A 13,166-nucleotide genomic window follows, 5' to 3' on the forward strand; every position below is an offset into this window, starting at 1 on the left:
TTTCAAGGCGTTGTCGTCGCTGTCGCTCCCGCTCCGACGGAGGACGGCGGCGATGCCTCTTCATCGCCCCACTCATCCTGCACAGCCTTGAGGCGGGCCGTCCATTCCGCTTTCTGCCGTGTCATTTGATACTGACGCCACAGGCGGATACCGAGCATTCCCCCTTCAAAAATGAGCCATGCCAAAGCGGTCGCGCCCCAGCTCAAAATTGAAGTCATGGGATCAGAAAGAATGGCAAAAGCCGCATCCAGCGTCCCATCAGCGGACCACAACTGATGGAAAGGATGGATCAACGCGGCAAAGGCATAGGGCGCCAGAATCCGCGCCATTTCTTCGCTGCGCCGAAAATCAAGAATATGAAGTATCAGCACAGGCGCGAGCAGGACTCCGATCAGCAGGGCATAGCCGGGCATCCACGCCAGTGCCGCACCGCAGACCAACCCATGCCACCACTTCATACCGCCGATCCGGCGCGTTCCCGCTGAAGACGCACTCACAGAATCAGCTCCACACACAATGCGCCAACCATCGCCATCATGCCCACCGATGTAGCTATACGTACAATCTCAAGACGGGCACGAGGTGTTATCTCAGGCTTCCAAGTGCGCGTCTGTGCAAGTGAGGCTTCAATGCTTGCCGCTTCACGTTGCGCCGCCGTCCATTCCTGCTGATCCCGGGTAAGGGCCGCCTTATCGGACAGCAGCTCGTTCATTTTCTGAAGGTCTCCCTCACTCGCTGCAGTCGCGAGCGCTTCCCCCCGCGCCGTCCGGGTTTTCCGACTGCGCCAGCGTTTCAGGGCTGCGGTCAGATGAGGAAGAAGCTGGCGGCCGACACCCGGCAACGGTCCCGTCGTCAACTGCTTTTGAAGACGCGCAAGCAAAAGCAGGTCTGAGGTCCATGACGAGCGATCAGGCATCAGATCGCCAAAATATTCAATGACACCACTGCGATGAACAGACGCCACCAGAAAAGCCGTCATATGTGCGTCCAGAAAAGCATTGGAGCCTTGGGGAATGGCTGAGCGTGTGGCGTTGAGCCAATGAAGAAGGGCCCCAGCGGTGGAAAGACGCTGTTCGATGCATCGTGGCGACAGACAGGACTGGAAATGATTGAAGACATAGGCCAGACGTACAACGGACGTCGCATCGTCCACCTGCGCTTTTCGGGCCGCCGCCTGCATCTGCTGACATGCCGTGTCCTGAATGGGCACTGAAGAGATCTGACCGAACCGTGCCAGCTTTCCGCTGCGCAGAATGGTGACAATCGTCGTAGGCACATCGAAGGGAAAAGCCCCGGCACTTTCCATGGCGCTGACCACCAGTTGCCCCAGAGCATCCGGCCAGAACCACATGCCTCCCCAGAACATGGGCAATGAAGGTTCAAGAAGCGCTACAATCTCCATGAGAACGGAGTTACCCAGCACTCCGTCCTCAGCGAGAATAATATCCTTGGCAATCGATGCCAGACGTCCGGCGGTCTGCGTCATCCCCATTTCATGCAGAAGCCAGCGTTCGACGGTTCCGCGCATGAAAAGGTCCGTAAACTCCTTGGGATGCAAGGTCGCCCGCCAAGCCAGATCTCGTGTCGTCCTCACCTTCACCGGGCCGACCTGAATGGGGATGGTCGCAACAGGAGTTTTACGTGCCACATATCCCTTGTGTGCCGCGGCGTTGAGCAAATCGCGCGGCGCTGGCCGGGCTGCCGGATCATCCGCCAGCATGGCCGCAAGCATTGCCCTCGCTTCGGCCGAAAGGGAAAGGTGTCCTGCGAGTGCTGCAAAACTTCCCTTTGCGAAGCGCTCCTCCAGATTGGCACCCGCCACATCGGCAGCGTAGGATGGACATCCGCTCAGAAGCCATACGGCGACGGCCCCCAGAGCAAACACATCATCTGCGATCGTGCCACGCCCTCGTCCGGCAGGAAAACACAGCACGGACGACAACGGTTCGAAACGATCAGGCTGCCAGAAGGCGGACGGTCCGGCTGCGGCCGGACCAAGCCGGACAGGCAACCGCCCCCCCGGATCGAACATGTTATCGGGCCGAATGGCGCGATGTGTCAGTCCGGCTTCCTTGTAAGCATGTAAAGCGGCAGCAACAGGCTCGATCACGCGCTCAAGAACGGATTTTTCCGTCCACCCACCCGTTTCCATCAGGGAAGGACCGGGGGGCGCGTCGCAGACCATCCAGACCGAACCGGAACTGTCATCCACCGCGTGAAGTGTCAGGGTATTGGGTGCCCGCACGCGGGCGAAAGCTGCGGCATTTTCCCGAGCCGCATGAAAGGCATCCGGCGCCAGAGCCACCAGTTCTGCTGAATGAGATACCTGGTCGCGAACGACGCACGTCTTGCAATGAGCAAGTTCGGGAGCGGCCTGCTCCGTTTCCACGACATAACGGCCACCGATAACGAGACGTCCGGAAGTCCCGGTTGCAGACAGGTCGTCCTCTGCAATGTCCTCGTCGTCCGCCATGTAACTCTTTCCCGGTTTGTGAACAAGAAAGAGTTAGCAGCCGGTGCTTAACGGACCGCTTACATCATGCGATCCGCCGCCAGATCAGGCGTCGAAAGGATCTTTCACCAGAATCGTGTCGTCACGCTCAGGACTTGTCGACAGAAGCGTCACCGGCGCTCCCACCAGTTCCTCAATGCGACGTACATATTTCACCGCCTGCGCCGGAAGATCCGCCCAACTGCGAGCGCCTTGTGTCGATTCGCCCCAGCCTTCCAGCGTCTCATAAACCGGCTTCACACGTGCCTGCGCTGCCGAACCTGCAGGGAAGCGACGGATCACCTCTCCGTCCAGTTCATACCCCACGCACACCTTGATCTCGGCAAGACCGTCAAGAACATCCAGCTTGGTCAGCGCCAGTCCGTTGACACCGCCGACCTGTGCCGCATGCTTGACCAGCACAGCATCGAACCAGCCGCAACGACGCGGGCGCCCCGTGACCGTGCCAAACTCATGACCGCGCTCACCCAGCGTCCGTCCCGTTTCATCGAACAGTTCGGAGGGGAACGGCCCCTCACCCACCCGGGTGGTGTAAGCCTTGGCGATGCCCAGCACGAAACCGGCGGCGTTCGGCCCCATGCCCGAACCGGTTCCGGCGTTGGACGCCACGGTGTTGGAACTCGTCACGAAGGGATAGGTGCCGTGATCGACATCCAGCATGACGGCCTGCGCGCCCTCGAACAGGATGCGCTTGCCGCCCTTGCGTTCCGCTTCCAGCAGATCGGCCACAGGCGCCATATAGGGCAACACTTTCGGCGCGATGTCGGTGAGGAAGGCGAGAACTTCCTCCTTTGTGAACTGCTCCGCACCCAGCCCGGCCAGCAAGGTGTTATGGTGCAGCAGCAGTTCGTCCACCTTCCAGTCCAGTGTCTCCGGCTCGGCCAGATCGCACAGACGGATCGCGCGACGCGCCACCTTGTCCTCATAGGCCGGACCGATGCCCCGTCCGGTGGTGCCGATCTTGCGATCACCGCGCGCAGCTTCGCGCGCGCGGTCCAACGCGCCATGCAGCGGCAGGATCAGAGGCACGTTTTCAGCCACCTTCAGGGTTTCGGGAGAAACCGGAAGGCCCTGTGCCTGCACACGTCCAATCTCGGCCAGAAGCGCCTGCGGGTCCACCACCACGCCATTGCCGATGATGCCAAGCTTGCCCCGCACCAACCCGGAAGGCAGCAGCGAAAGCTTATAGACCTGATCGCCCACGACAAGCGTGTGACCGGCATTGTGGCCACCCTGAAAACGGACCACGACATCGGCGCGGCTCGCCAGCCAATCGACGATCTTGCCTTTACCCTCGTCCCCCCACTGGGTTCCGATTACGGTGACATTGAACATGCGCAGTTTCCCCTGCGGTGAAATTCAGGCCCGGAGGCCGGAGGAGTTGGAATCAAGCGGAGACGAGCGGCACCAGCGTATCGCGTCGGGCGATGTGAGTGCAGCCAAGACGTTGCGCTTCCCGCTCAGCATCGCTCTCGGCGGCAAGCGCAGCAACCGTGATGTGGCCCTCTTCGCGCAGCCTGCGCGCCTGTGCCGCATCGGTCCCGAACGGCAGGTAGACACGCGGCGCGACATACACGGGTGGAGCGGCACGAAACACGGCTCCCGGCCGCAATGTAAGACCGCAGGCTGGCTCATGATCGTTGCTACGATACCGACCGCCACGCCCGAGTTCTTCCTGTGTAGTCAGGGAATAGACCGTCAGGCACACGCCTGTGTGGTATTTCCAGCCACGAAACTCCACCGGATCGACGGTAATCTGAATGCCCGGCAGACGCGCACGGATGGCCGCCACCGTTGCCGTCAGCCGGTCACTGAACAGCCGTGCCTGCTCAGGCAGATGAACTGTCCCGAGCGCTGCCAGCGCCTGTTCGGCATCGCCTGCGGCACTGAGCAATGTAATGAGCGTCTGAGCGATCGCACCGCCATGCTCGGCTACAGCCGCCGCATCCTTACGGTCTAGCGCATGCATGAGCGCCGTACGGGCGGCCGGAGCCAGACCGGCCTGCTCGATCAGACATGGCACAAGCGGCGGCATGGTGAGATCGCAGGACAGATCCGCAACGCCCACGCGCCCCAACGCTTCGGCCACCACGCTGACGACCTCAGCATCCGCCTCGGCGCTGTCGGGGCCCAGCAACTCGATACCCGCCTGTGCGATCTGGCGCGCGTCCTCACCCGCAATATCGTTACTTACCAGCACAACCTGCCCGGCGTAGGACAGGCGCAACGGACGAGGCGCATCACGCAGACGTGTCGCCGCAATACGTGCCACCTGCGGCGTGATATCGGGCCTCAGCGCCATCATACGGCGTGTGTCCGGGTCCATCATCCGAAACGCCTGCTCGGCCAGAGCGGCTCCCGCTCCACCCAGTAGCGTATCCTCGAACTCCAGAAGCGGTGGCTCCACACGCTCGTAACCGTGGCTTGCGAACACGGACAGGAGCGCCTGTGTGCCATTGGCCTCCGTCTGAGCGTCAAGCGGGAGACGGTCGGCAAAGCCGGGCGGCAGAAGCGCCGGAGAAGGAAGCTGATCGCACGTCATGCTGCGCTCATACCATTGGCTGGAGTGCGGGTCATGTGCCGAGATGTCCTCACGACCGCAATGTCGCGTTAGTCGCCTTGGCAACGGCGGCCACGACCTTGTTACAAGCGGCTTCAATCTCTCCATCCGTCAGGCTGGCGCCTTTCGGTTGGAGCACCACTTCGACCGCGACCGACTTCTGCCCTTCCGGCAGCTTGTCGCCTTCATAAACATCGAACAACAACACATTCGCGATCAGGTTGCGTTCCGCGCCCCGGGCCGCACGGAGGACATCGCCCACAGGCGTATCTTTTGCGACAACGAAAGCGAAATCGCGGCGCACCGGCTGTAAAGGCGAAAGTTCCGGGGCGGTCTTCTTGCGGCGCTTCGGCTCGGGAATACGATCAAGGAACACCTCGAACGCCACGACGGGCGCATCAAATCCGGCCTCTTTCAGCAAGGAAGGATGCAGTTCCCCGAAATTGGCCAGCACCATCTTCGGTCCCTGACGCAAAACGCCCGAGCGGCCCGGATGATAATAGCCCGGCGCATCGGTGGTCACGCTGAGAGCCTCCGGCGACACCCCCAGAGAAAGCAGCACATCCAGCGCATCGGCCTTCGCGGCCATGAAGGTCATGGGCTGTCCACCCCCACCGGGCTGACGCGGCGTGTGGCCACTGCGCGCACCTGCGGCAAGAGTGGTCTGGCTCTCATCCCCGAAAGCCGCTCCGATCTCGAAGAGGGCAACATCCGCCCACCCCCGCGCCGCGTTACGCTGGGCTGCCGCCACAAGACTCGGCAGAGGCGTGGGACGCATCTGGTCCAGATCGGCCGCGATGGGATTGAGCAGTCGCAGCGATTCCGGTGCCTCCCCGTAGCGGGCGGCGTCCTCGTGCGCGATGAAGGAGAAGCCGATGGTTTCCATCAGACCGCGTGCTGCGAGCACACGGCGGGCCTTCGCCAGACGTACGCGCCCCGGCGTAAGAGCGATTCCCGGCACGGCGGAACGCAACGGCAAGGCGACGGGCGGCACCTGATCCAGCCCCTTGATCCGCAGGATTTCCTCGATCAGATCGCATTCGGGTTCGATCTCACGCACTGAATCTTCCAGCAGCATGCAACGATCCGCAGCAATGGTGGGCGACGGATCGAGGACGACCGACTGGGCGATGTCATTGCGCCATGACGGCACGCTGACAGTGACAGACTCCGCATCCTGTTGCTCTACCTCGAAGCCGAGATGCCCCAGAATGTCGATGCTCTCCTTGGAGAGCACATTCAGCCCGCCAAGACTTGCCACACGTGCGAAACGCAGCCGCGCCGAACGCTGCCAGTGCGGTTCCGCGCCTGCGGACACGACGTCGCTGGCCTCTCCTCCACACAGATCGATCATCATGCGTGTGGCAGCTTCCAGCGCCGCCACCGGCAGCGCCTGATCCACCCCACGTTCGAAGCGATAACGGGCATCGGAGTTGATGCCCAGACGACGGCCGGTCAGGGCGATACGGATGGGATCGAACAGCGCGCATTCCACGAACACGTCCGTCGTGCCGTCGGAAACCTCGGTCTCCGCCCCGCCCATGATGCCTGCAATGGACTGCACTCCAGCACCATCCGCAATCACGCAATCTTCGGCCGTGACGATATGGTCCTTGCCATCAAGCGTGCGGACGCTCTCTCCCCCGCCACGACAGACCGTGAGCGTGTCGCCCTTGATCCGCGCCACATCGAAGACGTGCAGCGGACGTCCAAGATCGAGACAGAACAGATTGGTGATGTCCACCAGTGTGGAAATGGAGCGCAGCCCCACGGATTCGAGCCTGTCGCGCAGCCATTGCGGACTGGGTCCGTTCTTCACACCGCGAATGGTGCGTCCCAGCACCCACGGACAGGACTCTGGCCATTCCAGCTTCCACGACACAGGCGAGGGAAACGTGCCCTCCACCGTCTCGGCCAGAAACGGCTTGAGCTTGCCCAGACCGGCTGCTGCCAGATCGCGCGCAATGCCGCGCACGGCCAGCGCATCGCCCCGGTTGGGAGTTATGGCGATATCGATGACCGTATCGTCCAGTCCCGCGAAATCGGCATATGACTGACCGGGGAAGGTGTCCTCCGGCAGTTCGGCAATGCCGTTCGATTCCTCGCCAAGTCCCAGTTCACGCAGCGAGCACAGCATTCCACCACTGGCTTCACCACGGATCTTGCCCGCCTTGATGGTGATGTCGAGCCCCGGAACATATGTCCCCGGCGGTGCGAAAATGACAGCCAGCCCCGTCCGGGCGTTGGGCGCCCCACAGACGACCTGCACGTCCTGAAACCCCGGACCGGCATCGACTTTGCACACACGCAGACGATCCGCATTGGGATGTTGCACGGCTTCCACGATGCGAGCGGTCAGGAACGGCTCCAGCGCCTTGCCACGCTGCTCCACGCTCTCAACCTCAAGGCCGATGCGGTTCAGCGTAGCGCAGATGTCCTCCACCGTGGCGGTGGTGTCGAGATGCTCATGCAGCCAGGATAGCGTGAACTTCATGGATCAGACTCCCTCGTGCAGCAGGGCGGGCGCGAGCGGATCGGTCCCGTAGTGACGCAACCAGCGAACATCGCTTTCATAGAAGGAACGTAGGTCGGGGATGCCGTTTTTGAGCATCGACAGGCGCTCGATCCCCATACCGAAAGCAAAGCCCTGCCACTCTTTCGGGTCCAGCCCACAATTGGCCAATACGCGCGGATGCACCATGCCCGAGCCAAGCACTTCCAGCCAGTCACCACCCCCACCGATCTCGCCGGTCTTGCGCGACCAGCCGATATCGACCTCCATCGAAGGCTCGGTGAACGGAAAGTAGGACGCGCGAAAGCGCACCGGCAGTTCCGGCTTGCCGAAGAAGACCCGCAGGAACTCGATCAATGTGCCCTTGAGGTGACCGAGCGTGATGCCACGATCGACCACAAGCCCCTCGCATTGATGAAACATGGGCGAATGGGTCGCATCGTGATCAGCGCGGTAGGTCCGGCCCGGAGCGATGATGCGGATCGGCGGTTCCTGCCCCAGCATCGTGCGTATCTGCACGCCCGAGGTCTGGGTGCGCAGCACACGCGCCCCCTCGCCTTCTTTGGACGGAAGATAGAACGTGTCGTGGTCGGTGCGGGCGGAATGGTGTTCGGGCGTATTGAGCGCGGAAAAGTTGTGCCAGTCCGTTTCAATGTCGGGCCCTTCGGCCACGGCAAAACCCATCGCGCCGAAGATGGCCGTGATTTCTTCCACCGCCTGACTGACGGGATGGATGCCACCGCGCGGTGTTTCGACAACAGGCAGAGTCACATCCACGCGCTCAGCGATCAGCCGCGCGTCAAGCGCTGCGGCTTCGATCTCACGTCCACGCTCTTCAATAGCGCGGGTCAACTCATCCCGCAGGCGGTTGAGCTGCGCGCCACGGGTCTTACGCTCTTCGGCATCCATGCGCCCAAGCTGTTTGAGCAGTCCCGTCAGCCGCCCCGATTTGCCGAGAAAGGCCACCCGGATCGCGTCCCAGCCACGCTGGTCCTGCGCCTCGGCAAGAGCCGCCAGGCACTCCGTACGGAGCGTATCGACATCGTCGCTCATGTGACCTCATCCACGTCTGATGCCTCCGGGGTGCGGGAGGCGGGGCCGTCTGCCAAGGGCGGATAGCCGCTTCACGGGCGCGAGAAAACCCCCACACCCAAATCCCGGCGCGCACCTGATGCGGACACAGCCACCATCGACCGCGTGGAGACAAGGTATTCTTCGCCCCATTCCGGCCCACCCGGGACCGGATCGCACGACTCTCATTCCTGCCTTCAATTCCTTTTCAGCACGAGATGAAATGATCCTTTTTCTTTCACGCATGTCCGGCCGAACCGGCGTGACGGGTGGCTTTTCCACCCGATGTCTCCTCGCCACGGGGCTGACTTCGGTCCTGCTTCTTACCTCGGCGCCCGCTCAGGCTGGCAGTTCGTTCCAGACCAACCAGATCGACGGAAGCACCACGGTTTCCGGCACGGGCGAAACCCTCGCCCAGTTGGTGAGCGCAATCCAGTCGAACACGACCTCCATCAATTCGGTCACGTCCTCGGTCAACAACGCCTATCTGCTTGCCGTCGGCGCCATCCAGTCCTCGCTGCTCGGCACGTCAGGCGGCGTGGCGGTGCTGGATTCCACCGGCGCCATGACCTCGCCCCTTTCCACGACGATAGCTACCGCAAGCGACAATGCCACAATCGGATGGAACGCCGATCAAACATGGACCGTCAATTCCGGAACCGGCACGCAGTACGCCAATCCAAAAATCGCCTTTAATCACCCGTGGACCATGGGATACGACTCATCGGACAATGCCCAGACCGATGACTACATGCCGCCCACTCATCTACGGCTCGGCGGCTCGCAGGAATTCGACGGTGTACCGCTCTTTGTCCACAACGTGCCTTACAGCGAAGGCAATATGGGCATCGTCGAAGGCGTCTTTCTGCAGTCCGAGAATATGCGCGGCTCCATCGCGGGTGTCGGCCCGGGAGGCGCAGATGCCGTAACGACCTACGACAACTACGATGTCGTTGCCCGTTATACCTTCGCAGGTCCCAGTTCGCCCATTTTCACCGCCACCGGCAGCGCTGTCACAGCGCCTGATGGCCAGACGCATATTCCGGTATTTTACAGTTGGGGAGCCACTTTTGCCAATCCGTTACCACAGGCATGGTCGGACTGGATCAAGAGTCATCCCCACACCCGCATGATTACCAACGAGATTGGCGTGGACCCATCGTCTCATAAGAACGCCACCTATGTCGGCATGCTGACAGGCTACGCAATGGACGACAACGGTCTCGTAAAGACCGTAACGACCGATGGATGGCGTATTTTCGGACAGGCCAGCATCAGCGGTGCTTCTACAACCAATGAAACGCCCGGCACGTCTTCCATGGACGGGACGACACCGGCCGTCGACACCGTGTGGTCCGACTTCGGCGACCCCGCCATCATGTTCGGCGCTTACACCAAAGCCTTTGATGCCAATGCCGTTTGCTACATGCCCGGCCCTACACCACATGCCACACCTGGCGACATCAACGATCCGACCGGCAAGATAAACAACCAACTCCGCGCCTGTGAAGGGATCGAATACGACCTATGGGACGATGACACCACAGGTGAAGCGGGCGTCATGCACGGCATAACCGTGTCCTATAGCGGCACTACCTCTCCTGCCGCAGACAGCTTCGACATGGCTCTTGCCGGCGGGAATGCCAACATGATCCTGCTTGAGGGTGAATGGTATTCGATGAATATAGGCTCCCGCTCCTTTTCCTCAGCGGGATATGGTGGCCCTGACTATGCCGCTGGCTCGAAGAAAGTCGTGGCCGACTTCGGACAGTCCAATCGTCCCGGCTGGGATGCCGATGCAGCATCTCCTGCCTATTCCCACAACATGCGCATGACGATCTGGAACACGCGCAATCAGGACGACACCAGCAATCAGAACGATTACAATGACATAACCACAAGCATTGGCGTGCAGGTGGATGGTCACGGCGATGTCCACCAACTCAGCATGGATGGCACAGTGCAGGAACACATGGAGTTCAATCCTGCCAGTTTCCCCAACGGGATCGCCCTGTGCGGTTATTACGGCTGCGGATTTGCCGTGGACATCTATGGAACGCCAGAGTTCACCGATAATGCCGTGATGCACGCGGGCAAGTCTCTTATGCTTGAAGACCCCAACGACACACTTCGCGTCTATATCTACGGAAACACAGACGGAACCACTCACGTTCTCGGTGCGGCGGGCCTGACCGAGGACGCTCTTACCGTTGACGGTGGTCTCAAAATGAATGGCACGATCACCAATCTCAACTCTAGCTACGCCTCCCTGCCCACTTCCGGGAGCGCCACAGGCGCCCAGATTTACTGCACCGACTGTTATGCCTCCGCTGGCTCCTCTGCCCACAAAGGCATTCCCGTGTGGTGGAACGGCACGGCGTGGACCGACGCGCTCGGAATAACGGCTCTGCACTGACAGGAGTCGTTTGTCTGCGGGATACGACGCTTCATTTGGCAGAGACTTCAACAAGGCGCATAGTGCCGACCTGCGGGCGGAAACTCCGCCCGCAGGCACCCTGCCCATTTGGACAGATGGCCTGCCCGCCGTTCCGCGAAGCCATATGCCCGCCCGGCATGGCTCCCGGAAACGGTGAAGCCCGAACCATGCCGCGGCCCGCTGGCGCTCCGCCAAGACCCCGGCGCTACAGGAGCCGCCTTCATGACCGTCGGTCGTTTTCCGCTGACCCGCCTGCGTCGCAATCGCTTCGATCGCTCAACGCGCAGGTTGGTGGGCGAGAATGTGCTCACCACTGATGACCTGATCTGGCCGATCTTCGTCATGGAGGGCACCAACAACGTGACCGAAGTGGAGTCGATGCCCGGCGTGAAACGCGTCACGCTCGATCGCCTCGCCGCTCACGTCGAACCCGCTGCAAAGCTCGACATTCCGGCGCTGGCTATTTTTCCCGTCACCCCGTCCGAGGTGCGTGACGAAAAAGGCACCGAGGCTCTCAACCCCGACAATCTGATGTGCCGCGCCGCCCGCGTGCTCAAGAAAGAGTTCCCCGATATGGGACTCATTGGAGATGTGGCGCTCGATCCCTACACAAGCCACGGCCATGACGGGATTATTCGTGACGGTTACGTGGTGAATGACGAGTCCGTGGCGATCCTCACCCGGCAGGCCACCAATCAGGCGGCCGCCGGCATCGATATCATCGCGCCCTCCGACATGATGGACGGACGCATTGAGGCCATGCGGCGCGATCTGGATGAAAACGGCCTCGTCAACACCCGCATCATGTCCTATGCCGTCAAATACGCCAGCGCATTCTACGGCCCCTTCCGTGACGCGCTCGGCTCAGGCGGTCTGCTCAAGGGCGACAAGAAGACCTACCAGATGGACCCCGCCAATTCGGACGAGGCTCTGCGCGAAGTCGAGAGCGACCTGCTCGAAGGCGCGGATATGGTCATGGTCAAGCCGGGAATGCCTTATCTCGACATCATCTGGCGCGTGCGTGAAACATTTGCCGTTCCGACCTTCGCCTATCAGGTGTCGGGCGAATACGCGATGCTGATGGCCGCCATCCGCAATGGCTGGCTGGACCATGAACGCGCAGTCATGGAAAGCCTGCTCGCCTTCAAGCGCGCGGGGGCAAACGGCATCCTGACCTACTTCGCCGTGGAAGCCGCCGAGCGCCTCAAAAAAGGCTGACACGCCCTACAGGAAACGTCTTCGTTGACGGAGGCGTTTCCTCTTCGGCATCATCTTTCTTCCCGGTCGGCTCGCTCATCCAACCGCAGGAAGGGAGGCGCTACGAGACGATGACGTTTTCATCCCGCCACCCCCAGTTTTTCTACACCACGGCCCCTCTGCCCTGCCCCTATCTGCCGGACAGAGTGGAGCGGAAGGTCGTCACCGATCTCACCGGCCCGAACGCGGAAGCCCTGCACGACCGGCTCTCGCGTGCCGGCTTCCGGCGCAGCCACATGATCGCCTATGCCCCCGTATGCAACGGGTGCAATGCCTGCGTGCCCATTCGCCTGCCCGTGGAGCGCTTCCAGCGCACCCGCACCCAGCGGCGCACATGGAACACAAACGTGGATCTCGAAGGCTTCGAGGTGCCTCCCCGCGCCACGCCCGAACAGTTCGATCTCTTCCAGCGCTATCAGGCCACGCGCCACGCGGAAGGCGACATGGCCAGCATGACCTTTGCCGATTACCGCTCGATGGTGGAGGACACCCCTATCGACACCTGTATGGTCGAGTTCCGCAATCCGCACGGAGAACTGCTCATCACCTCGCTGGTGGATCGGGTGGGTGACGGCCTTTCCGCCGTCTACAGTTTCTACGAACCCGACCTGCCGAACCGCTCGCTGGGCAGTTTCTCTATCATGTGGCTCGTTGAACATGCGCGCACGCTTGGCCTGCCCTATGTCTATCTGGGCTACTGGATAGCGCGCAGCCCCAAGATGGCCTACAAATCCGGCTTCCGCCCCGCCGAAATCCTCGCCGGTGGGGTGTGGCGCGATCTCGACGCACGCGATCTGCCTCCTGCGTGACAGGATCT

At 61.5% G+C, this 13,166-nt stretch carries 9 protein-coding genes; 3 read left to right on the forward strand and 6 right to left on the reverse strand.

Annotated features, from left to right (window positions below):
- Window positions 1-2 precede the first annotated feature (2 nt).
- The 6 genes from KUA11_RS04930 to pheS all read right to left on the reverse strand — a co-directional run bounded on the left by KUA11_RS04930 (window position 3) and on the right by pheS (window position 8,637).
- Window positions 3-497 (reverse strand): hypothetical protein, encoded by a 495-nt coding sequence (locus tag KUA11_RS04930; protein WP_217409267.1) that lies wholly within the window; start codon window positions 495-497, stop codon window positions 3-5.
- Window positions 494-2,473, reverse strand: coding sequence for a serine/threonine-protein kinase (locus tag KUA11_RS04935; protein ID WP_217409268.1), 1,980 nt, complete (start codon window positions 2,471-2,473; stop codon window positions 494-496). Before KUA11_RS04935 ends, KUA11_RS04930 begins: the two co-directional genes overlap by 4 nt.
- An 84-nt stretch (window positions 2,474-2,557) precedes the next feature.
- Complete coding sequence (locus KUA11_RS04940; RefSeq protein WP_217409269.1) at window positions 2,558-3,847, reverse strand: adenylosuccinate synthase; 1,290 nt, start codon at window positions 3,845-3,847, stop codon at window positions 2,558-2,560.
- A 52-nt stretch (window positions 3,848-3,899) separates the two neighbouring features.
- Complete coding sequence (locus KUA11_RS04945) at window positions 3,900-5,054, reverse strand: ATP phosphoribosyltransferase regulatory subunit (protein WP_217409270.1); 1,155 nt, start codon at window positions 5,052-5,054, stop codon at window positions 3,900-3,902.
- Window positions 5,055-5,103: 49 nt separating this feature from the next.
- Window positions 5,104-7,566, reverse strand: coding sequence for a phenylalanine--tRNA ligase subunit beta (pheT, locus tag KUA11_RS04950; RefSeq protein ID WP_217409271.1), 2,463 nt, complete (start codon window positions 7,564-7,566; stop codon window positions 5,104-5,106).
- 3 nt (window positions 7,567-7,569) lie between these two features.
- A complete protein-coding gene (gene pheS, locus KUA11_RS04955; RefSeq protein WP_217409272.1) occupies window positions 7,570-8,637 on the reverse strand; it encodes a phenylalanine--tRNA ligase subunit alpha in 1,068 nt (355 codons plus the stop codon).
- Window positions 8,638-8,878: 241 nt separating this feature from the next.
- Here pheS and KUA11_RS04960 point away from each other — a divergent pair, with 241 nt between their 5' ends.
- From KUA11_RS04960 to KUA11_RS04970, 3 genes are all read left to right on the forward strand, one after another.
- Window positions 8,879-11,071, forward strand: coding sequence for a hypothetical protein (locus KUA11_RS04960; RefSeq protein ID WP_254454690.1), 2,193 nt, complete (start codon window positions 8,879-8,881; stop codon window positions 11,069-11,071).
- Window positions 11,072-11,314: 243 nt separating this feature from the next.
- Entirely contained in the window at window positions 11,315-12,310 is a 996-nt protein-coding gene (hemB, locus tag KUA11_RS04965) for a porphobilinogen synthase (protein WP_217409273.1), read from the forward strand.
- Window positions 12,311-12,420: 110 nt separating this feature from the next.
- Window positions 12,421-13,158 (forward strand): arginyltransferase, encoded by a 738-nt coding sequence (locus KUA11_RS04970; protein ID WP_217409274.1) that lies wholly within the window; start codon window positions 12,421-12,423, stop codon window positions 13,156-13,158.
- The last annotated feature ends 8 nt before the right edge of the window (window positions 13,159-13,166 follow it).

It is taken from the genome of Acetobacter estunensis (assembly GCF_019083805.1).
In the GTDB taxonomy this organism is placed as follows: Bacteria; Pseudomonadota; Alphaproteobacteria; order Acetobacterales; family Acetobacteraceae; genus Acetobacter; species Acetobacter estunensis_A.

Excerpts from the sequence above, each read along its gene's own strand:
- KUA11_RS04935 (WP_217409268.1), bottom strand. The coding sequence starts at position 2,473 with ATGGCGGACGACGAGGACATTGCAGAGGACGACCTGTCTGCAACCGGG.
- KUA11_RS04940 (WP_217409269.1), bottom strand. The coding sequence starts at position 3,847 with ATGTTCAATGTCACCGTAATCGGAACCCAGTGGGGGGACGAGGGTAAA.
- KUA11_RS04945 (WP_217409270.1), bottom strand. The coding sequence starts at position 5,054 with ATGACGTGCGATCAGCTTCCTTCTCCGGCGCTTCTGCCGCCCGGCTTT.
- pheT (WP_217409271.1), bottom strand. The coding sequence starts at position 7,566 with ATGAAGTTCACGCTATCCTGGCTGCATGAGCATCTCGACACCACCGCC.
- pheS (WP_217409272.1), bottom strand. The coding sequence starts at position 8,637 with ATGAGCGACGATGTCGATACGCTCCGTACGGAGTGCCTGGCGGCTCTT.
- KUA11_RS04960 (WP_254454690.1), top strand. The coding sequence starts at position 8,879 with ATGATCCTTTTTCTTTCACGCATGTCCGGCCGAACCGGCGTGACGGGT.
- hemB (WP_217409273.1), top strand. The coding sequence starts at position 11,315 with ATGACCGTCGGTCGTTTTCCGCTGACCCGCCTGCGTCGCAATCGCTTC.
- KUA11_RS04970 (WP_217409274.1), top strand. The coding sequence starts at position 12,421 with ATGACGTTTTCATCCCGCCACCCCCAGTTTTTCTACACCACGGCCCCT.